Origin of the sequence: Thalassotalea fonticola, from assembly GCF_032911225.1 — a bacterium.
Lineage (GTDB): Bacteria > Pseudomonadota > Gammaproteobacteria > Enterobacterales > Alteromonadaceae > Thalassotalea_A > Thalassotalea_A fonticola.
The window spans coordinates 4,826,557-4,847,732 of sequence record NZ_CP136600.1 but is presented as its reverse complement, the minus strand read 5'-3'; the positions used below and the strand labels follow the sequence as shown (position 1 = coordinate 4,847,732).

Here is a 21,176-nt window from a genome sequence, read left to right as displayed (position 1 = left end):
TAACATTGCAAATATTTAAATTAAACAATCAATGTGCCATGGTCAGAAGCACAGCGTCAAATTAATAGTGTATTGGTCTTATGCGATCACTATAAACAGATTTGTTTTGAACTATGGATTGATTATATAGAATAGGCCGTTTATATTACTTGTACTCCCATAAAAGATAAAGTAATCAGCTTTGAGCAATAGTCCCAATCCAGCACAAAACCCATATCAAAAAGGCCTCTCATTATGGCAACAAAAAAAGGCCAATGAAGCCTTCCAATACTTCCAGAAGGCACTTAATGAGACTGATGACAAACCATTTTTGTTATTATCAATTACTCAGCTTTTACTTGATTCTGGTTATTTTCAACAGGGCATCGAAGTCTTAAATCAATATAGTACGACGACGCAAGTATCGTCTTTATTACAGGTAAGGCTGGCATTGCTGCATGACAAGATGAATGCCTCCACGTCTGCCATTTCAGTACTTAATGACTGTATAAAAAAGGATCCTTTATGTGTTGAGGCCTATACGTTACTTGCCGAAATTTATGGCCATAGCAGGCAAATTGATCTCGCTAAAACTACTCTTTTTTCATTGCTCAAACAATATCCTGACGATGTGGAAATACATAACTCAGCGGCTTCCTATTTATCGGTAATTGGTGCTGATTCGGCAGCACTTGACGCTTACGCTTTAACGATAAAAAGAAAGTGCTACACAGCGACAACACTGTCAAAAATTGCAAAACTGCATTATTCTCTGGGTGAGTTTAATGAAGCGACGAGATACAACCTTCTTGCTCTCTCGAAAGACTCTAACAGTGCTGCCGCTTACCAAGGCATTGCTGTATCAAAAAAATTCAGTACGGATGATAGTGAAATTATCAAGAAATTTACTGATGCCTTGAAGGCAGGGGTGAGCGCTGAAACCAAGACTGTTTTAAATTTTTCTCTTGGAAAAATTAATGATGACCTGCATAAATATGAACAGGCATTTGAATACTTTAAAACAGCCAACAAACAACGAAAAAAAATGCTGACCAAACCCTTTGATATAAATAGCGTCAAACAGCAATTTGAAAAACTAAAAAGTTATTTTAGCGAACAACAAATTAAGCAGCTTCAGCAAAAAACAACTAACAATTATGAGCCCATTTTTATAGTTGGTATGCCTAGGTCAGGCACAACCTTACTCGAAAGGATTTTTTCAAGTAATGAAAAGGTGTTTTGCGCAGGTGAGTTAGATACACTGGATTTGTTCCCAAAACATATTGAAAATTCTACGGGAAACAAAGTTACTTTTCCTGAGGTTTTATCCCATATTCCTGAGCGGGCGGTAGAATATTATTGTGTACAATATTTGAAATCCATTACCACTAATTATAATGATTACCAACATACACTGGATAAAAATCCTTTAAATTTCGCTAACATTGGCTTTATCAAAATGTTGTTCCCTAAAGCCAAGATTATTCATTGTACTCGCAATCCCGTTGATATTTGCCTATCCATTTATTCTCAAAATTTTGCACACACTAACTTGGACTTCAGTTACGACTTAAACGATATCGCCGAATACCATTCGTTATACTCAGAAATGATGCGACACTGGAGTTATCAAGACCTGGACATCCTAACCATTAGCTATGAGGACATGGTAAGAGATCCCAAAAAGGTAATTGATCAACTGTGTGAATATACCAATCTGAAACAATTATCAGTAGAATCTGGTGAACAGAATACTGCTTCAATCCATACAGCCAGTGTTTGGCAGGCTCGCCAGAAAATCTACAACAATTCCATTGAGCGATGGACATGTTATAAAAATCAATTGTCAGATTTTATTCATCGCTATCCCGAGCTGCTAAAGTAAAATGAATAAACACAGAGCGAGCACGTTCTGAACAGAATATAAAAATTGAAAAAACATATGTACAGGTTTGAAGAGGTGATTAGCTTTATGTTTTGTTCTCACTTATTTGCCACAACGGTTGTTTGCGAAGAAATGACTTAGGCTTGAATGAAATGCCCATATTATTTCTAGAGTTGATCTTCGACGTTTTGCAAAATCATAACGCCCCTGGCGGTCAATATGGAAGTTTTCTGCGTATCCATCAACTTCTACATACCTATGGCGAACAACATCTTGTCGGCTTCCTGACGATCTCCAATCGTGCAACGCGCTTTGCCTAGTGTTCGTTGTTATGGAATGGTTACGGTCTGGGTTGACTGTTTTGGTGGGGGCAATGTCAATGATGACTTTGAGTAGTTCCCATAGTTTTTTTACCTAGCCAATGATGGTTTTAATGATTGTTCGTAACATGATGACACCTCGTTTTTTTATGTAAAGCAAAAAGGCCTATATGATTCTTATAACGAGATTTGTGATATTTATTGAACAGGGTCAAATTTAGTACGTGGCAAAAGAATCTTAATAAAGTTATAGATAAGTGTTTAGTGAAAGTAGATAAATTATCACGCTAGAATTGTGATCTTTACTGTGATGCTTTTGGACTAATCGAGTTGATTATAGTGTTTTTATTGGTCTGCAGAGAGCATTTTTTAGATTGGGTGGCCCCTCTTTCAGCCACATCCCGGCACATGAGTCGTCTGCTGCGGTTGCTTCCTTCCGGACCTGGCCGAGTTCACAGAGTATCATTGCGGGAGGACCAAAAGAGGTACCATAATGGCGATAGGTAAATTACCTAAAGCGAGGCGCATTATGGCGAATTGTGTTGTAGTGTGCAAGGCCTAATTAGTGAAAATTAGGCAAATTTAACAGCCATTAAAAATAATGAGGATTTTTTGCACAATCTTTATTAAATATTGCTTTTATATCCTGCAGTTCTTCATCAATATCAGCAGTTATGTTACGTGCCTGGTAAAATATAACTTGTTTGGTTTTATAGTCTATTTGAATAGGCAAAACAGGGACTTTAGCTTTTTGGGCGATATGTAAAAAGCCGGTTTTCCATTGTTGAACTTTCGAGCGAGTTCCTTCGGGTGCCAAAGCTAATACTAAAGTATCTTGTTGTGCAAACTTATCAACCATTTGCCCTACTACACCATGTGCCGACTTTCTATCAATTGCGATACCGCCAATAGCCTCCAACCAAATTTTAAATGGCCAAATAAAAATAGCGTCTTTCCCCAAAAAGTTTAACTTTAAATCAAGAGCTAATTTTACCACCACGCCAATGAAAAAGTCCCAGTTTGAAGTATGAGGCGCTACCGCTAGAATTAATTTTTTCTCGTTTGGAAAGCTACCACTAATCCGCCAACCTAATAACGTTAATAAGTGACGGCTAAGCCATTTAATAAACCGTCGATTTGTTCTGGGTATATTCACCGGTACAATCTGAGATAAATTATCCATAGATGTTATGAGCTTTTACTGATTGTTTTGCAAGTTAAGTTGATTATCCAGCTCTAGAGCTATGGCTTTTAGTTGCAATAAATTTTCTTTACCTAAACGTAATAAAAACTTGTCAGCATCAGCTAAAGATTCAAGCTTTTGGTTTTGATATTTATAAACCACACTAGGTTGGACCAATACCGGCTGCTCGCTAGGTACGGGAAAATCGAGTACCCGTTCAATTGCAAGGTATAGTACTTGTTCAAAAGTTTGATCGGGATAACCTAATTCAGTGAAGGCTTGCTCAAATAAGGGTTTTATTAGAATGAAGTTGCTTGCTAAGGCTTCTGGTTCAAACGAATGGAGTAGTTCTATATAATCCTCATAGCGGGTAAAGTTAGAGTCGTTAAATTGGTATATATCATCTGCCTCATTAATATCTGGCTTGACTGAAAATTTTCCAGTTAGTGGCTTTAAAGGCAAATGACTGTAGGCCATTTCTCCCCGAGAAAAGTTATCAGTAAAGACAACAACTCGTCGTACTAAATCATCTGTTAGTAATAAACCCAGTAGCTCTTTTCGCCATGATATTTCAGTTATTTTAGCGACAACAAAGGCATCACTTTGGTCCAAAACAGGAAGGGATGGTTTGACAATTTCAGGCTCTGTTGCAACTGGCTCTTGTACTTTAACAGGTACGCTGATTGTTTCGACTTTAACAGGAACAATAACTTCAGGCTCTGTGATAATTTCTTCACTAGCTACGGGCTTTATCTCTGCCTCATCATCTTGTAAAAATAAATAGCCGAAAACAGTAATAACTACTACCAGAATAATTACAAACACTAATGTAGACGAAGAGCTTTTGCTAGTGATCGATGAATCTATGTTTGAGTTTGCAGCTGACAAATGAATACCTTAAAGATTTAATTGTGACATATATAAAGATAGTCAAAACATAAAAAAGTTTAAAGTAATTTATATTTAATTAAAAAATAAACATAAACGCTAGCGAAGGCGCAATCATCATATCAGCAACTGAATGAGTTTTAACTTGCGTCAGCTTGATTCTCAGGTATAGCGGCAATAAATTCAGGCAATAATGAGCAGTTATGCTCAATTTTATTGATCAGGGGAAATACTGACATGTCTACATTAAAGCGTTTGGCATTATAAATTTGTGGAATTAAACATAAATCGGCAACAGTAACACTATCGCCAAAACAATACTGGCCAGCAGTTTTTGCTAAACGCAATTCTAATGCGGAAAAACCTTCCAGGATCCAATGATGGTACCAAGCAGTCTTTTGGTCATCACTAATGTTTAACTGATTTGATAAATACTGCAGCACTCTTAAATTATTTAATGGATGGATTTCACAGGCGAGATCACAAGCTAAGGCTCTAACTAACGCTTTATCTTTGATATTACTTGGGTAAAGGCTAACGTTTGTAAAAGATTCATCAAGGTAATCTATTATCGCTAAAGATTGATTTAAACTAAAATCACCATCAACCAATGTTGGCACAAGATGGTTTGGGTTCAATTTTACATAACTTTCACTATGCTGTTGCCCGCCGTCTTTTACTAAATGAACAGAAATCAGCTCATGTTTAATTTTCTTTAAGTTTAATGCGATTCGTACTCGATAAGCAGCCGATGAACGCCAGTACCCATATAAAGTAATCATATTTATTTAGCCCTATATTTTCACTGTTTTTTTGTTGATATTGTATTCACGTAGCTTGTTTGCAATTGCCGTATGACTTAAGCCAAGCTTTTTTGCCAATTGTCTTGTACTTGGGTAAGCCGGATAAAGCTTTCTTAATAAATCAGCCTCATAACCTTTAACTGCGTCCTCTAGTGTGCCTTCAAACTCATGTTCAAGATAACCATGATCAGGAGTGTAGTTTGGTAATTGTAAATTTGAGATCCTGATCACATCACCTTCTAGTAGTGACACAGCTCTTAAAATAACATTTTCAAGCTGCCTAACGTTGCCAGGCCAAGGATAATGCTCAATGAAATCGCGACAATTTTTATCAAACAATACATTAGCTCGATGATTTAATTGTGCCGCTTTGCGAATAAAGGTGTCGGCAAGTGGTAAAATATCTTGCCTTCTATCTCTAAGTGGAGCAATGGCAAGGCCCAATACATTTAAACGATAATATAAATCCTCTCTGAATTCGTCCTTTTCAACCATAGACAATAAATCTTTATTGGTCGAACTGATAAAGCGAATATCAACGGTTATTTCATTTTCGTCGTCAATTCTTCTAAAACTGCTACTTTCCAGTACTCTAATTAACTTAGATTGCAGCTTTTCTGACATTTCAGATACTTCATCTAAAAAGATAGTGCCGCCATCGGCTAATTCAAAAATACCTTTTTTAGTTTCTGTCGGGTTAACTAACTTACCAAACAATTCAGTCTCACTAACATCATCAGGTAAGGCTGCACAATTTAATACGACAAATGGGCTATCAGCTCTATCGCTGGCATTATGGCATGATCGTGCCAATAACTCTTTACCGGTACCTGTTTCTCCCATAATTAAAATAGAGGAATCTAAATGAGCCATTCTACGAGCCTCACGAACCACTTTGCGCATTAATGCAGAGCTTGCTTGTATACCAGCAAAGTCATTATCTTTGGGATGTTTAAATGCGGTAATTTGCTGACCAAGACGAGCTTCAGACTTAAGCATTAAAATGGCGCCAGTAAGAACTTTCTCTTCACTTTCACCAGACACAGTGACCGGTAAAATATCTGCCACATAGTCTTCGTCTAGAAACTTTAATTTACGGGTATGTGGTAATGTTTCATCTGATTCTAAATATCGATTAAAGTTAAAACCTTTAAGCCACTGGCTTACTTGCTGGCCAATAATATCTTTTAAATCAGCTGATATTTTTTGTTTGGCGACGTCATTCACACCATAAACCGCGGCTTTCGCATCAATTGTAACAACGGGATCAGGCAATGTTCTTACAATAGTGTCTAATACTTCACGTTCACGCTCTGAAGGCATATGAGTAGTAGTTTTAACATCAAGCACCCCATCAATCAGTCTAAGCTGTGGCATGAAGTCTTGCAGCTGGCTGAATTCCAGATCAGGTATGTGCACAAAAATTTGCCCTGACTCTGTGATTGCATCTATCCCTTTAACATTAATTTCTCGATCGACGAATATGGCTAATACTTCTTGAGCTATACCGAACCTGTCCTGACATTCAATTTGTAAACGCACTTTACCTTCCGCTAGTTTTAATATTTCTATTAATTTTGTTGTAAAGTTAATTTTACAACAAAAAAGACGATAAATACCAATAGATATTTACCGTCTTTGTAAAAAACTATTTATTTCGAATACGTTTCACTGCGAATACGCTTTGCTACGAACCACGAAGTGATGTATTCGTTAATTAATCGAGTAATTGGTCAGTCTTGGCCGCACAAATAAAATCGTTTTGGTGAAGACCTTTAATAGCGTGCGTCCACCATGTTACCGTGACTTTTCCCCATTCAGTGGTAATTGCCGGGTGATGAAATTCAGCTTCTGCTAATTCAGCAACTTTATTGGTAAACTCTAACGCTAACTTAAAGTTTTTAAATTTAAATACACGCTCTAACATCATCACACCATCACGGACTTCAGGTACCCAATCAGGAATTTGACCAATAAGTTGTGCTAATTCTTCTTCTGAAACCTTTGGAGCACCCACTTGGCATGCTTCGCATTCTTGTTTTGCTAATGTAGTTGTCATTTGCATCCTTAACTTGCTTTTGCTGTTTGTTTAATTTGCTCTTTTGGTGGAAACATAGGCTCATGTAAACCAAGCGCTTTAGCCTGCTTTACCAATGCCAGTAAATCGAGTTTACCAATTTTGTCTAATTCTTTTATGCTGTTTAACATAAAGTAAATAGGTTGCATTATATCAATTCTATACGGTGTTCTATAAACGTCAACCAACTGCTCAGCATTATCCAACTCTTTTCTAATGACAGAATCATCATGCATGGCATATAACGTTTCTCCTGGTGACGATAAAATCCCACCACCATAAATACGTAAGCCGTCTTCAGTATTTAATAAACCGAATTCAATGGTAAACCAATATAAACGTGCCAGAAAAACTCTATCTTCTTTACTCGCATTTAACCCGATCTCGCCATACAGCTGAGTAAAATCAGCAAAAGATGGATTAGTTAGTAATGGGCAATGACCAAATATTTCATGGAAAATATCAGGCTCTTGCAAATAATCAAATTCTTCGGTGCTACGGATAAACGTGGCAACGGGGAATTTTCTCTCTGATAGCAATTTAAAGAATTCACCAAAGCCAATCAATGCCGGAACTTGATGGCACTGCCAACCAGTTTCTTTGAGGAGAACTTTACTTACTTCAGCGAGCTGAGGGATCCGGTCTTCTGGTAAACTGAGTTTATCTAAGCCTTGGAAATATTCATCGCAGGCTTTATTTTTAATGCAGGCTATTTGACGAGAATAGAGCTTTTGCCAAGTAGAGTTTTCTTCCTCGGTCCAGCTGATAAAGCCTTGTTCATCGGCTGTTTTAGAAACATATGAAGTTGCCTTCGCCATGTATTTTGTCCTTTTTGTACCTACAAGAGGATTTACAGATTCACAACATTCTTTGTTATTGGAATCTGTTTATTAGTTGGACCTAAGACTATAAGAAGTGGTTCTTGATGAGAAATTTTTACAAAGGAAACTTTCCTGAAAACTTGTATGTTTTTCTTTACAGAGAATTAACAATGCCAAGTTTTCAATAAGTTAACAAAAAAATATCGGCTAATTATACCAATCTGCATAAGCATATAGTCAACTCAGTACTTATGCAAAATGGTATTACTTAACTTTTGACGTTAATAACGCTTTTACTTGAGCAATAACTTGTTGACGAACTTGGCTAATACCAGGTGGTTTATCAACAAATGGAATAGGTCGACAAAGGTTAATCGTTTTAATTCCTAAGCGAGCAGTTAGCATCCCAGCCCCTAAGCCCTGCGCAGCACGAGTTGATAATCGACCAAGAGTTTCAACACCAAGCAGATCCAGGCCAACATCCGCAATGATTTCACTAGCGCCCGCATAGGCCATGTTCGTAAATACATGCTTAATTAACTTAAGCCGGCTCCAATAACCAAGCCTTACCCCATAAAGACCAGCAATTTTATCGAGCATACGCAAATTACGCCACATTAACACCAGCATATCTATAATAGCGACAGGACTTACTGCAACTAAAACAACAGCCTCAGTAGAAAATTTTGCAACCTGAGCTAACGCTTGTTCATCAACATGGCTTAGCACTTGCTTTGAATATAGGGTTAAAATTTCCTGTTCAGTTAATTCTTCCCCTATATTATCTTCGAACATTTGTTGATGCTCTTCAACAGCATCGCTTGGAAGTTTACAGCTAATTTTTTGACAAAATGTTTTAGCATCAAAAAATGTTTCATTGGCTAAGAGTTGCGCAGCTTTATGTTGATTTTTGGTTTGCAATTTAAATTGCCTTAACCCTCTTAATTCTTTCAATAAGGCTAAACCAGAAATACCCGCTATTGCAGCAAAAAACATTGAATAAATGCTTGTTATTATTGGCGAATTACTAAAACCCAAGATTAAAAAATTAATTAATTCATAAACAAGTAAAGTTAAAAACGATACTCCAGCTAAACGCCACAACCATCGTGGTTTAGACTTTTTAAGCTCAATAATATCTTCAGTAAGGTTTTCATCAATGGGTTGCCATGCAGCTTCAGGTAAAATTACCTGGTTCTCAGGTTGGCTATCTATATCTGCCTGCACATTGCTTAAATCAGGTGCTTCATTGAACAATATTTGCTGTTCGTATTTATCATTTTCCTGACTCATTTTAATTTATCTCCCAATAAAAACTGTAATACTTGATCTAACCTAATATTTGGCAATGCTTCATGCTCGTCAATTTTATTCATCGGTTTGAAGGCTATGTATTTGAATCCTTGATTAAGCCAATACTCTTTACTCGGCAATTTTGCTGGCACAGCGCCAGGGTAAACGGTGATTAATTTTTGTGTATCTAAGCGTTTACCTTTTAGCACAGCTATAGATTTTCCCTGATACTCACTTTTACCTTGCTTGGTCGTTTGAATTGAAGCGATAGCAAGAGTTTTCATTTTTATTGCATCAAAACTTAATGCTTTTTTAGCTTTATAGACTAACTGCTCGAGTAACGATGTTAAATTGCTATGTTGCTCACCGGTAACATGATCAGCTTTGCTCGCTACAAATAATAATTTATCAATTTTTGGCGAAAACAAACGCGTAATAATATTTGCTTTGCCGTAAGCAAAACTCTCTAAAATTAACGCTATCGCTTGTTGTAAATCATCGAAAGCATACGGACCATTTGTCAATGGGGTTAAACAGTCTGCTAAAACAATTTGTCGATCAAATTTAACAAAATGTTTTTTATAAAACTCTCTGACTATTCGTTCTCTATATTCTAAGTAACGGGCTCTGAGCATACCAATGAAGGTGTCCTGCCCTGCTGATTGATAATCATTTTTTTCTATATCATTAAAAAATGGATAAGGCACAAATTGTAAGATAGGTGCACCTTCATGCTCGCCGGGCAAAATAAAACGGCCTGGTTGAATAACAGAGAGGCCTTGTTCGTGTCTAAACTTTATCAAAATTTGGGTATAATCATGAGCAAGTTCGGCTAGCAAATCTTCATTTACAGGCCCAAGGGGATCAACTTCATTCAGCTTTGTCAGAAAGTCGGCGGCAAGTTCTTTTCTGGGCTCTTGCTTAAGTAATTCGCCCATGTATTCTGACCATTCTTCAAAAGTTTGATTTAACATAGGTAAATCGAGTAACCACTCACCAGGGTAATCTGTAATATCTACATATAATGTCGCCATCTCTTTGGCATATTTTAATAATGATTGATCAGGGTAATAACGGATAGCTAAACGCAACTCGCTAATGTTTTTAGTTGGTACTGGCCAAATGGGTTCATCTTCCCCCAAGTTTTGCATTGCACCATCATAATCAAAACGACTAATGTGTAAATTGGATTGCGGCACCCGTTTAGCGGCAATAAATCGTCCTTCATGGACAACATTAAAAAATGTTAACGGTTTGCCATTCCCTTCATTGATTAGTTGATTTACCAAAGAAGTAATAAATGCGGTTTTACCACTTTGCGACAAGCCCGTAACGGCTAGGTTAACATGCTGATCAAGGCTTCTATTAAACAACTCACTCGCTGAATCTTTCACTCGTCGTTGAAGATTTTTGATCGTTTTTTTATTAATTATTGCCATCGCTCCACGCTTTAAAATCGCTTATTAATATTTTTCTTTATCTTAATATCTAATGTAAAACAAAAGCTTAAAACTTACTAGAGAGTAAAGAAAAATGAAAAAACAAAATAGCTCCTGAAACGAGTTCAGAAAAGAGAGTGCTAGAAGCTAGAACCGAAAAGCAAGAGGGAAGCCTGAAGCGAGTTCAGCAAGGTGTCCACTAAATCGGAGTCATCTCATGCTCCCTTCTCTTAGCTTCTCGTTTCTCGTTTCAAATCATAAAAATTAAAAAGGTCGCTAATAGCGACCTTTGATAAAGATGTTAAACATTTATAACTTGTTGATTTCTCTTGAAACTGTAAATTCTGGTGAAGTTACGTAGCGCTCCATATTACGCAATTCATGTTCTAGAGATTTAAACTTAAGGCTTATATCTCGCACCGCTTGTTTTGGTAACTCTCCAGACTGCCAAATTTTTGCTTTTACTTTAATTGATTCATTAAAAATTTCTTCTTCATGAATTTTGTCTTTAACGTTTTTTGCCGCTTGCTTCGGAGAAAGACGGTTTGGTTTTTTATCTAAAATAAACCAACCTGCGATGTAAAGAATTACAAACCACCCCATACCAAGTAATACACCTGACACAACCAGTATTCTTACAAGCCAGGCTTCCCAGCCAAAATACTGTGCTAATCCGGCACAGACTCCGGCAATTTTGCCTTTAGTCGGGTCTCGAAATAGTTCACCTCTTGATGTTTTCATACTTTCTTTCTCCAGTCTGGAGTTTCAGCATCTAAAATGGCTTCGAGGGTTTGGATTCTTTCTGCCATTTGATCTGCAGCTTCCGATAAATCTGATAATTGTCTATATTCATCTTCGCTTAAACCTTGGCTTATTTGACGCTTTGAACGGTAATGTAAAATTAACCAAATTGGTGCCACAATAACCATAAATATAATGATCGGTGCCATTAAAAGACCTGGATCCATAATAATTCTCCTTAACGATTGAGCTTATAAATTAGTGCGTTTTATTTTTTAGCTTTGCTAGTTTTTGTAGCTGCTTTTTTTGGTTTTTGCATTTTGGCTTTAAGGGCCTCAAGCTCATTATCGACACTATCATCTGTTTCTAAATCGGCAATTTCATCTGCTAAAGACTTTTTACCTAAGTCATAGGAGTCAACTTGTGCTTCTAAGTCGTCGATTTTACGTTCGTAACGATCAAAACGGCTAAGTGCATCTTCTACTTTGCCACTATCAAGTTTGCTTTTCACCTTTAATCGAGAACTCGCTGTTTTGCCACGCATAACGATAGCTTTTTGACGAGCTTTAGCATCTGCTAATTTTTCTTGTAATTGTGATATTTCATCTTGTAGTTTTGCAATGTGATCATCAAAGCTGGCCAATTCATCATTCATGGATTGAGCTGCATCTTCACATTTATTTTTTTCAACTAATGCTGCTCTTGCTAAATCATCACGTCCCTTACTTAACGCTAACTCTGCTTTTTGTTGCCAAGTTTCTGAATCAGTATCTAAACGCGTTATCTGGCGAGTTAATTCCTTTTTATCTGCTAATGTACGCGCTGAAGATGAGCGAACTTCAACGAGTGTGTCTTCCATTTCTTGAATAATTAAACGCACCATTTTTTCGGGATCTTCAGCCTTGTCTAATATGCTGTTGATATTCGAATTGATGATATCTGTAAATCTTGAAAAAATACCCATAATAACTTCCTCGTATTAATAAATTTTATTTATTAGTAATTTTATACCTATGCAAATACATTCATTATTAATGCCAAGTTTTCAATTAACTGTAACTCGTTGTTTATAATAAAATTAATTAAATTTAAAAAAGACTTTTCAGCTCATCATTAATGAAATACACTATTTGTTAGTGAAAAAAACCAATAATTAGGTCACCTATGACCCGTTTTAAACAACAAGACAATTTAATTGGCCAGTCTAATAGCTTTTTAGAAGTACTGGAACATATCTCACAGGTAGCCCCCCTTGCTAAACCAGTTTTATTAATTGGTGAGCGCGGCACAGGTAAAGAACTGGTCGCCGCACGCCTGCATTATCTTTCAAAAAGATGGGATCAAAGTTATATAAAACTCAACTGCGCAGCTTTAAATGAAAACCTTTTAGATAGCGAACTTTTCGGACATGAAGGCGGTGCTTTTACTGGTGCGAGTAAGCGCCATGAAGGTCGTTTTGAGCGAGCTAATGGCGGTACATTATTTCTTGATGAGCTAGCAAATACTTCTGGGCTAATTCAAGAGAAGCTGCTACGCGTAGTTGAATATGGTGAATTTGAACGTGTCGGTGGCTCTAAAACGGTAAAATCTGATGTTCGCTTAATTGCCGCGACTAACGAAGATTTGCCAATGCTTGCTGAGAAAGGTGAATTTAGAGCAGACTTACTTGATCGCTTAGCATTTGATGTAATTACCCTGCCCCCATTAAGAGAGCGTGTTGAAGATATTTTAATTCTTGCTGAGCATTTTGCTATTAATATGGCAAGGGAGCTAGAGTTTGAACTATTTAGTGGCTTCACTGAAAAAGTGAAAAAATCCATGTTAGCTTACCGTTGGCCAGGCAATATTAGGGAGTTAAAAAACGTTGTAGAACGCAGTGTTTATCGTCATAACAATCCTCACTTACCAGTGAATCAATTAATTATTGATCCTTTTGAGTCACCTTTTAGACCTAATAACCGTATTAAAACAGCCGATAGGCAAGCAACAACAGAAGAGAAGAATACAGATTTAGCATCTGTAGTAAGTTCCGACACTAAGCTTTCTGATTCAAGTAGCTCATTGAGCCCATTATCGTATCCTGTTTCTTTGAAAGATTTGTCTAATGATTATGAGATAACGCTGTTAAAAGATGCATTAGCCTCATGTCAATTTAACCAAAAGAAAACAGCAGAAGCGTTAAAATTAACCTACCATCAATTAAGAGGTTATTTAAAAAAATACAACCTATTAGAAAGTAGTGACGCTGATGAAAGTTAAGTCTTGGTTGCCAATACAAAATACTCGACAAGTAATTGCCGCGGCATTTTTTACTTTAATGGTGAGCAGCTGTGGAAAAGTCGGTTCCGATTCAATTTTAACTGAAGGTATTGTCTATTGCTCAGAAGGCTCTCCGACTTCATTTAATCCACAATTGGTTACCTCTGGTACCACTATTGATGCAACTTCAAAGCAAATCTATAATCGCTTGCTCGATTTTGACCCTAGCAATTTTGAAAAAATTCCGGCGCTGGCAAGATCATGGCATGTAACGAAAAATAATAAACTAGTCACCTTTTATTTGCGTAAAGATGTGCAATTTCATCAAACAAAGTATTTCACTCCCACCAGAAATATGAATGCCGACGATGTCATTTTTAGTTTCAATAGAATATTAGATAAAGAACAAGCTTTTTATCAGTCAGTCGATGGTAAATTTCCTTTTTTTCAAAGTGTTAAATTTGATGATTTGGTAAAAGATGTAGAGAAAATTGATGATTACACTGTTCGTTTTAGATTAACTCATCCACAAAGCTCATTTTTAGCAAATATTGCTGCGCCATTTTCAGTTATTTTGTCAAAAGAATATGCTGATAGCTTAATTGAATCTAAAAAGGATTTAACATTAATAGATAACTTGCCTATTGGCACTGGACCATTTAAATATAAAGACTATAGAAACGGATCGTTAATTCGTTTTCAGCGCCATGAAAACTATTGGCGCAGAAAAGTAAATATTGAAAATTTACTATTTAACATTAGTACTGACAATACTAGTCGTTTAACGAAGCTTCTAACCCATGAATGCGATGTAATATCTTACCCTATTGCAACTCAAGAAATCGCATCAAGGCCAGACCTATCTCTGGAGCAAGTAACCTCTTTTAATGTCGCGTTTCTTGCCTTTAATACTAAAGTGCCACCGTTTGATAACCCGCTAGTTCGTAAAGCTGTAGCTCATGCAATAGATAAAGATGCCATTGTTAGTGCCGTCTATTATGATCAAGCCGAAGTAGCGCAATCTCTGTTGCCAAAAGCCTCTTGGGCTTATTCAGATCAGGTTGAAGAAGTTACATATTCAAAAGAGTTAGCAGTTAAGTTGCTTAGTGATGCTGGTTTATCCGATGGCTTTAGTATAGATGTTTGGGCAGTTCCTGTGCATAGAGCATATAACCCTGATGCCCGTAAAATGGCAAAATTAATAAAATCTAACTTGGCTGAAGTTGGCATAGAAGTGAATATTATCACTTTTGAATGGACAACTTTTTTGAAGAAACTGGCTAAAGGCGAACATCAATCGGTGTTAATTGGCTGGCAAGCCGATCACCCTGATCCTGACAATTTTTTCTCTCCTTTACTGAGTTGTGCTGCGGTCAAGACTGGTGGTAACCGAGCAATGTGGTGTAATGAAGAATTTGATAAACTATTACAAAAATCGTTATTAACCAACAACTCAAATACACGTAAAAAACTTTATCTTCAGGCTCAACAATTGCTACAAGAGCAGTTACCAGTTTTCCCAATTGCACACGGAAAAAGAGCTCAAGCTAAAGTTAAAGAAATAGAAGGTAATATCCTTACTCCATTTGGCGGCATTAGTTTTGAAGATGTCAATAAAAAAGGAGCTGACTAGCAATGTTAACCTTTACTTTAAGGCGACTAAACTTACTGTTTTTTACCTTGCTGATGCTTTCTATCATGTCATTTAGTTTAAGTTATTTATTTCCAGGCGACGAATTAATTAATTTAACCGGTCAAGTAAATGCCGATGAGCAGCAGCTCGCAGAACTTGCTCAGATATATCAAATGGATCAGAGCATATTCCACCAATATGCAGCGTACGTTGGCCAAATATTTGATGGTAATTTTGGTATTTCCATGTCTAGCCAAATGCCGATAAGTGTCGAGTTAGTAACCTTTTTACCGGCAACCATAGAACTCTGTTTAGCGGCTTTATTTATTGCTTTATTGTTTGGCGTACCCTTAGGATTTTTAGCGGCGGTATTTCATAATAAAGCCATTGATAAAGTTATTTTAACGTTTGCCATGATTGGCTATTCAATTCCTGTATTTTGGCTGGCCTTAATATTAATACTTATATTTTCGATAACCTTGTCTTGGTTCCCCTCTTCTGGCCAATTAAATTTATTATTTGAAATTGAGCAAGTCACTGGTTTTAAATTTATTGATATCATTCTCAGTGACAGCTCTTACACTTGGCAAGCATTAAAAGATGCTTTTATGCACATTATAATGCCTGCTTTTGCTGTGGCTATGGCGCCAATGACAATATTCATTCGTTTGGCACGCACCTCAATGCTTGATGTTTTAGAATCTAATTATATTAAAGCTGCAAAAGCAAAAGGCTTGTCGCAAACACATATTATTTACCATCACGGCATTCGTAACTCCCTAGTAGGTATAGTAAGACAAATAGGTTTAAATTTTTCCAATTTGGTCACCATTGCTATGATTGCCGAAGTGATATTTGATTGGCAAGGAGCTGGCAGCTGGCTAATTCAAAGTATATTTGAGCGTGATTATACCGCCATTCAAGGTGGCTTAATTGCATTGGCCACATTTACCTTCTTCATTAATATTTTGTCAGATTTTCTCTACGCTACGCTTAATCCATTAGAAAGGCATAAAAAACATGGCACGTGAGCATATTTATTCTGAGGAAGAGTTTCCGTCACCATTTAAACAACTTTGGTATACCTTTCGTAATACCCCGGTTGCCATGATTGGTTTTAGTTGCTATTTATTTTTAGTCTTTATGGCTGTTTTTGGCAGTTTTCTTACTCCCCATGATGTGCTTGAAAATAATTTGGATCAATTATTGGTTCCCCCTGCTTGGAATGATGAAGGTAATATTAGTTATTTATTAGGGACTGATGATTTGGGCCGAGATATGCTGTCACGTCTTATTCATGGTACATCTTTAACGTTTGGCCTGAGTTTTGTGGTGGTTATTTTTGCAATGACTATAGGGGTTGTTATTGGCTCAATATCGGCAATTACTCGTGGTGTTAAATCAAGCTTTCTGACTCATTTTCTCGATGTGATATTGTCAACACCGTCACTTTTACTCGCCATAATTATTGTTGCAATTTTAGGGCAAGGCCTTGAAAACGTGCTCTGGGCTATCGCTTTGGTGTCTATTCCGCAATTTATTCATGTTACCCGTAATGCGATAAAAGAAGAACAAAAGAAAGGCTATGTGTTAACTCCTATTCTTGATGGTGCAACTGAAACAAGAGTACTGATCACCTCCATATATCCTAATATTATTGATAAGATTATTATTCAGGCAACTCTGGCTCAATCAGCGGCAATTTTAGATATTGCCGCTTTGGGTTTCTTAGGGTTAGGCGCACCAGTACCTATGCCTGAGTGGGGTTCTATGTTAAAAAACTCTTTAGATTTATTTTATATCGCGCCTTGGACATCTTACTTGCCTGGTTTAGCCATATTGTTTACCGTGATAGTAACTAACCTGGTTGGTGAAGGCCTTCGTCACTCTTTAAAAATACAAAAAGATAATTAATGAATTTACTCGATATTAAAAATTTAAGTATTGAATTAACCAGCCACGGTGAGAATATTTTAGCCGTGGATAGAGTATCACTCGCATTAAAAGACGGCGAAATAAGAGGTTTGGTAGGTGAATCTGGCTCAGGTAAATCAATACTTGCGCAAGCAATTATTGGCGTTCTTGATGATAAATGGCATGTTGAGGCTGATAGATTTCATTGGCAAGGCATCGATCTATTGCGTTTACCTGTGGAAGAACGAAAGCAAATTATTACTAAAGATGTGGCAATGATATTTCAGGAGCCGATGAGCTGCCTAGATCCGACCAACAGTATTGGCGAGCAAATAGAAGAGTCGTTAAATAGCGAACAATTTTCAGGCTTTTTCTGGCAAAAAGCACAACAGAGAAAAGCTGCGGCAGCAAAGTTATTGCATAAAGTAGGCATTAAAAACCATCAAGTTTGTGCTAAAAGTTACCCTCACCAACTCACTAATGCTTTGTGTCAGCGGGTGATGATTGCTATAGCGTTGGCAAAAAGACCTAAATTGCTTATTGCTGATGAGCCAACCGCATCCATGGAAGCAAGTAATCAGGCACAAATATTTCGCTTATTATCCAGTCTTAATCAATTAAAAAACATGTCGATTCTATTAATCAGCCACGAGTTAGAAAAAATAAGTCACTGGACTGATTATTTAACCGTAATGTACTCTGGCCAGTTTGTTGAAGCAGGCACAACAGAGCAGATATTTAACACTCCTTTTCATCCCTACACCAAAGCACTGATTGCCAGTACCCCTAGAGCTAGAAATAATATAGAAAAAAAATGTCGTTTACACGCTATGCCAGGAAGTATTCCGGGGTTGCAACATTTACCTATTGGATGTCGTTTAGGACCGCGTTGTCCAAATGCGCAAAAAAAGTGTGTTCAGGCGCCACAGATCGAGTCATATCATGGTCATCAAGTCAGTTGTCATTTTTCTCATCGTAAGGATTATTGATTGTGACAAGTTTAATTGAAGTAAAAAATTTAAGTAAGCGATACAAAATTAAGTCTAACTGGTTCAAAAAAAAATCAGTGACTGTTTTACATCCTATTTCTTTTAAATTAGAAGCAAAAGAAACTCTTGCTGTTATTGGTGAGATTGGATCGGGAAAGTCTACGCTTGCTAAACTGCTAGTAGGCGCAGCAAGACCAACTACTGGCGAAATAAGCTTGAACGGGCAGCATCTGCAAACGGGTAATTTTAAGCAACGCTGTCAACATGTGAGGATGATCTTCCAAAATGCTGGTGATACTCTAAACCCGAGTTTAACCATAAGGCAACAACTTGAAGAGCCTTTAATTTTAAATACCCGCTTGAATGAAAACGAACGTAAAGCAATGATAAGAGCCACATTGCAGAAAGTAGGTTTACTAGCCGATCATATGCACTTCTACCCTCATATGTTCTCTGGTGGTCAAAAGCAGCGTATTTCGCTTGCTAGAGCTATTATTTTGCAGCCACAACTGGTTATCTTGGATGAAGCATTAGCTTCTTTAGATTTGTCGTTACGGGCCCAAATGATCAACTTATTGCTTGAGTTGCAACAACAAATGGGACTTGCCTATTTATTAGTCTCGCATGATATTGATGTAGTCGAACATTTTAGTGATAAATTGATGGTACTTAGAGAAGGAAAAGTTGTTGAATATGGCAATACCAGCGATGTATTAACAAATCCAAAAGATAAATTTACCCGCAAGCTTATTTTGTCGCAAAGAAAAACAAAAGTCAGATAAGCACTAGGAACGAGGTGCTAAGAACTAGGTATGAGATCTAAGGACTAAGAACTAAGAACTAAGAACTAAGAACTAAGAACTAAGAACTAAGAACTATCAAAGTATAAAGGCCGCATACAATATGCGGCCTTTATTATTTTATGTCACCTAGTTACCATAACAAAATGCGCAGCAGTTTATCTATAGTAATGGAGAAGAGTTCGCTGGTAAGTTACGAGTGATCTCAGCGTTTTCCTTAAGGTTAGCGATATAGCCTTCAAACACAGCTTGCGACACTGACATAGCTTGTTGCTGAGCAACATTAGCATCTGCATCACCGGCAACACCTTCCGTTACACTTAATACTTCTATTACTGCATAATCACCAGAAAGCATTAACGTGCTTGCTGCAGATACTTGACCTTCAGTAGGATGAGCTAAGGTAAACGCTTGTTTGGCAATATTATTGGTAACTTCAGCGCCGTTACGAGTAATATTATCAGCTGCAACAAAACTAGAACCAGTTGCGGCAAGAGCTACAGTAACATCTTCATTCGCTAAAACTTTAGATAGTAATGATTCGCTTGCCTGTTGTGCTGCTAAGCTTGCTTTGTTGTTAACAAGTTGAACTTTAATTTGCTCAGAAACTTCAGTTAAAGGCTTAGTTGTAGCTTCCTGATGATCGTTAATACGTACCACCATTGCAACTTGATCTGCAGAAACTTCAACAACATCAGAGTTCATATTATCAAGTAGAACTACATCAGAAAAAGCAACTTCAACAACATCACTATTATTAAATGGTGCAGGATTATTACCACGAGTTAACCAGTTACTGGTTTGAATTTCTGCATTAATTACTGCAGCTGCTTCTTCAAGCGAATCAGGAGATTCAAATGCGACTTCAGCCATTTGAGTTTGTAAATCGTAATAAACTTCTAAAGCTTGATCGTTAGTTAATTGCGCTAAAATTTCAGTTTTAACATCAGCAAAAGGCTTTGTTGCAACTTCTTCAATGTCAGTTAGCTTAATGATGTGAAAACCAAAATCAGATTTAACAATGTCACTAAGGTTATCTTCTTTAGTTAATGCGAATACCGCTTTATCAAACTCAATATCCATAGCACCTTGTTCAAACCAATCTAAATCGCCGCCATTTTCACCAGAGAATGTATCTGCAGAAAATTCTTTAGCAAGTGCGGCAAAATCATCACCAGCATTAACTTTAGCAAGGATGTCTTTAGCTTGTTGTTCAGCAGCTACGTCATCTTCACCAAACTCAATCAGAATGTGTGATGCACGACGACGTTCAGTTGTAGAATAAGATGAAAGGTTATCATCGTAATAAGCCTGTACTTCACTGTCTTCAATAACTACGTCTTTTTTGAGGTTGGCAATATCAAGGCTGATGTATTCAACTTTAACTTGCTCTTGCGTAGCAAAACGTGATTGATTCTCTTGATAATACTGGTTAATTTCTTCATCAGTCACTTCAACTGTCGCTTTAAATTGCTCTGCAGTAATAGTTGCATAGCGAATGCTACGAGTTTGGTTGGTTAACTTCACAGCCAAATCTTGTTGATATGGCATGCTAAATTCAGTTGCCATTACACTTTGCATTAATTGACGACGAGCCATGTCTACACGTAAGTAATCTCTAAATGCAGAAGGTTGATAAAAACCAGCTTGGTTAATTACCATTAAATAACGATCATTATTGAATACACCATCAACTTGAAATTCTTGCATGGCAAGGATGGCTTCTTTGATTTGTTGATCGCTTATGCGAATATTTAATTCACGAGCATTTTGATCAAGCAATTCTTCATTGATCAAATTCTCTAGTACATTACTGCGCATAGATTGCATGTACATATCGTTACCAGCTAACTGTGCAAACATTTCACCGTATTGTTGTTCCATGCGGTTACGTTGATTTTGATACGCTTGATCAAACTTTTGCTGGCTAATCTTTTCACCATTTACTGTGGCTGCTGAAGTATCTACAGAGTTGGTATAACTACCAACACCAGCAAATACAAACGTTGCAATTACTAAGCCTAAAATAACTTTGGCAGTAATTCCTGAAGAGCCTTCTCTTATTCTTTCTAACATGTGTGTCTCTTTAACATCGGACAAAAAATTTAATCCCTGATTGTAGCAAAAGCACTAGCGTGCTTGAAGTATTAAT

Annotated in this window: 18 protein-coding genes, 1 other RNA gene and 1 pseudogene; 7 read left to right on the top strand and 13 right to left on the bottom strand. The window is 37.0% G+C overall.

The annotated features are described in order from the left end of the window. Positions 1 to 181: 181 nt before the first annotated feature. Entirely contained in the window at positions 182 to 1,864 is a 1,683-nt protein-coding gene (locus RI844_RS20075) for a tetratricopeptide repeat-containing sulfotransferase family protein (RefSeq protein ID WP_348396416.1), read from the top strand. A gap of 705 nt (positions 1,865 to 2,569) precedes the next feature. Here the strand turns inward: RI844_RS20075 and ffs are convergent. From ffs to pspA, 12 genes and pseudogenes are all read right to left on the bottom strand, one after another. Further along, positions 2,570 to 2,666: signal recognition particle sRNA small type (ffs, locus tag RI844_RS20070), an RNA gene on the bottom strand. 110 nt (positions 2,667 to 2,776) lie between these two features. Continuing rightward, positions 2,777 to 3,367 (bottom strand): lysophospholipid acyltransferase family protein, encoded by a 591-nt coding sequence (locus RI844_RS20065; protein WP_348396415.1) that lies wholly within the window; start codon positions 3,365 to 3,367, stop codon positions 2,777 to 2,779. Positions 3,368 to 3,382: 15 nt separating this feature from the next. Beyond that, the gene (locus RI844_RS20060; protein ID WP_348396414.1) at positions 3,383 to 4,255 is read right to left on the bottom strand and encodes a DUF3014 domain-containing protein; all 873 of its coding nucleotides are present in this window, start codon (positions 4,253 to 4,255) and stop codon (positions 3,383 to 3,385) included. Positions 4,256 to 4,395: 140 nt separating this feature from the next. Beyond that, the gene (maiA, locus tag RI844_RS20055) at positions 4,396 to 5,037 is read right to left on the bottom strand and encodes a maleylacetoacetate isomerase (protein ID WP_348396413.1); all 642 of its coding nucleotides are present in this window, start codon (positions 5,035 to 5,037) and stop codon (positions 4,396 to 4,398) included. Between the two features lie 12 nt (positions 5,038 to 5,049). Beyond that, positions 5,050 to 6,600, bottom strand: coding sequence for a sigma-54-dependent transcriptional regulator (locus tag RI844_RS20050; protein ID WP_348396412.1), 1,551 nt, complete (start codon positions 6,598 to 6,600; stop codon positions 5,050 to 5,052). A 175-nt stretch (positions 6,601 to 6,775) separates the two neighbouring features. Next, positions 6,776 to 7,117, bottom strand: coding sequence for a 4a-hydroxytetrahydrobiopterin dehydratase (locus RI844_RS20045; RefSeq protein WP_348396411.1), 342 nt, complete (start codon positions 7,115 to 7,117; stop codon positions 6,776 to 6,778). Positions 7,118 to 7,125: 8 nt separating this feature from the next. Then, positions 7,126 to 7,971: pseudogene (gene phhA, locus RI844_RS20040) on the bottom strand (phenylalanine 4-monooxygenase); the annotation flags it as partial. Between the two features lie 249 nt (positions 7,972 to 8,220). After that, positions 8,221 to 9,249, bottom strand: coding sequence for a YcjF family protein (locus RI844_RS20035; RefSeq protein WP_348396410.1), 1,029 nt, complete (start codon positions 9,247 to 9,249; stop codon positions 8,221 to 8,223). Next, a complete protein-coding gene (locus tag RI844_RS20030; RefSeq protein WP_348396409.1) occupies positions 9,246 to 10,688 on the bottom strand; it encodes a YcjX family GTP-binding protein in 1,443 nt (480 codons plus the stop codon). Before RI844_RS20030 ends, RI844_RS20035 begins: the two co-directional genes overlap by 4 nt. A 309-nt stretch (positions 10,689 to 10,997) precedes the next feature. After that, positions 10,998 to 11,429 (bottom strand): envelope stress response membrane protein PspC, encoded by a 432-nt coding sequence (gene pspC, locus RI844_RS20025; protein WP_348396408.1) that lies wholly within the window; start codon positions 11,427 to 11,429, stop codon positions 10,998 to 11,000. Next, the gene (gene pspB / locus RI844_RS20020; protein WP_348396407.1) at positions 11,426 to 11,656 is read right to left on the bottom strand and encodes an envelope stress response membrane protein PspB; all 231 of its coding nucleotides are present in this window, start codon (positions 11,654 to 11,656) and stop codon (positions 11,426 to 11,428) included. The genes pspC and pspB overlap by 4 nt, the downstream gene beginning before the upstream one ends. 41 nt (positions 11,657 to 11,697) lie before the next feature. Then, positions 11,698 to 12,393: a phage shock protein PspA gene (gene pspA / locus RI844_RS20015; RefSeq protein WP_348396406.1), complete on the bottom strand. Its 696-nt coding sequence runs from the start codon at positions 12,391 to 12,393 to the stop codon at positions 11,698 to 11,700. Between the two features lie 200 nt (positions 12,394 to 12,593). Between pspA and pspF the strand changes: the two genes are divergently transcribed. The 6 genes from pspF to RI844_RS19985 are packed head-to-tail and all read left to right on the top strand — an operon-like array spanning position 12,594 to position 19,006. Then, the gene (gene pspF, locus RI844_RS20010; RefSeq protein WP_348396405.1) at positions 12,594 to 13,688 is read left to right on the top strand and encodes a phage shock protein operon transcriptional activator; all 1,095 of its coding nucleotides are present in this window, start codon (positions 12,594 to 12,596) and stop codon (positions 13,686 to 13,688) included. Beyond that, complete coding sequence (locus RI844_RS20005; RefSeq protein ID WP_348396404.1) at positions 13,678 to 15,321, top strand: ABC transporter substrate-binding protein; 1,644 nt, start codon at positions 13,678 to 13,680, stop codon at positions 15,319 to 15,321. The genes pspF and RI844_RS20005 overlap by 11 nt, the downstream gene beginning before the upstream one ends. A 2-nt stretch (positions 15,322 to 15,323) precedes the next feature. Continuing rightward, positions 15,324 to 16,352: an ABC transporter permease gene (locus tag RI844_RS20000; protein ID WP_348396403.1), complete on the top strand. Its 1,029-nt coding sequence runs from the start codon at positions 15,324 to 15,326 to the stop codon at positions 16,350 to 16,352. Further along, on the top strand, positions 16,342 to 17,235 hold the full coding sequence (locus RI844_RS19995; RefSeq protein ID WP_348396402.1) for an ABC transporter permease subunit: 894 nt from the start codon (positions 16,342 to 16,344) through the stop codon (positions 17,233 to 17,235). The genes RI844_RS20000 and RI844_RS19995 overlap by 11 nt, the downstream gene beginning before the upstream one ends. Then, entirely contained in the window at positions 17,235 to 18,224 is a 990-nt protein-coding gene (locus tag RI844_RS19990) for an oligopeptide/dipeptide ABC transporter ATP-binding protein (protein WP_348396401.1), read from the top strand. The genes RI844_RS19995 and RI844_RS19990 overlap by 1 nt, the downstream gene beginning before the upstream one ends. Positions 18,225 to 18,226: 2 nt before the next feature. Beyond that, the gene (locus tag RI844_RS19985) at positions 18,227 to 19,006 is read left to right on the top strand and encodes a peptide ABC transporter ATP-binding protein (protein ID WP_348396400.1); all 780 of its coding nucleotides are present in this window, start codon (positions 18,227 to 18,229) and stop codon (positions 19,004 to 19,006) included. A 180-nt stretch (positions 19,007 to 19,186) separates the two neighbouring features. On the opposite strand, the gene RI844_RS19980 is transcribed toward RI844_RS19985, so the two are convergent. Then, positions 19,187 to 21,100: a SurA N-terminal domain-containing protein gene (locus tag RI844_RS19980; protein WP_348396399.1), complete on the bottom strand. Its 1,914-nt coding sequence runs from the start codon at positions 21,098 to 21,100 to the stop codon at positions 19,187 to 19,189. Between the last annotated feature and the right edge of the window lie 76 nt (positions 21,101 to 21,176).

Coding starts and splice junctions, on each gene's coding strand:
- RI844_RS20065 (WP_348396415.1), bottom strand. CDS start 3,367: ATGGATAATTTATCTCAGATTGTACCGGTGAATATACCCAGAACAAAT.
- maiA (WP_348396413.1), bottom strand. CDS start 5,037: ATGATTACTTTATATGGGTACTGGCGTTCATCGGCTGCTTATCGAGTA.
- RI844_RS20045 (WP_348396411.1), bottom strand. CDS start 7,117: ATGACAACTACATTAGCAAAACAAGAATGCGAAGCATGCCAAGTGGGT.
- RI844_RS20035 (WP_348396410.1), bottom strand. CDS start 9,249: ATGAGTCAGGAAAATGATAAATACGAACAGCAAATATTGTTCAATGAA.
- RI844_RS20030 (WP_348396409.1), bottom strand. CDS start 10,688: ATGGCAATAATTAATAAAAAAACGATCAAAAATCTTCAACGACGAGTG.
- pspC (WP_348396408.1), bottom strand. CDS start 11,429: ATGAAAACATCAAGAGGTGAACTATTTCGAGACCCGACTAAAGGCAAA.
- pspB (WP_348396407.1), bottom strand. CDS start 11,656: ATGGATCCAGGTCTTTTAATGGCACCGATCATTATATTTATGGTTATT.
- pspA (WP_348396406.1), bottom strand. CDS start 12,393: ATGGGTATTTTTTCAAGATTTACAGATATCATCAATTCGAATATCAAC.
- pspF (WP_348396405.1), top strand. CDS start 12,594: ATGACCCGTTTTAAACAACAAGACAATTTAATTGGCCAGTCTAATAGC.
- RI844_RS20005 (WP_348396404.1), top strand. CDS start 13,678: ATGAAAGTTAAGTCTTGGTTGCCAATACAAAATACTCGACAAGTAATT.
- RI844_RS20000 (WP_348396403.1), top strand. CDS start 15,324: ATGTTAACCTTTACTTTAAGGCGACTAAACTTACTGTTTTTTACCTTG.
- RI844_RS19995 (WP_348396402.1), top strand. CDS start 16,342: ATGGCACGTGAGCATATTTATTCTGAGGAAGAGTTTCCGTCACCATTT.
- RI844_RS19990 (WP_348396401.1), top strand. CDS start 17,235: ATGAATTTACTCGATATTAAAAATTTAAGTATTGAATTAACCAGCCAC.
- RI844_RS19980 (WP_348396399.1), bottom strand. CDS start 21,100: ATGTTAGAAAGAATAAGAGAAGGCTCTTCAGGAATTACTGCCAAAGTT.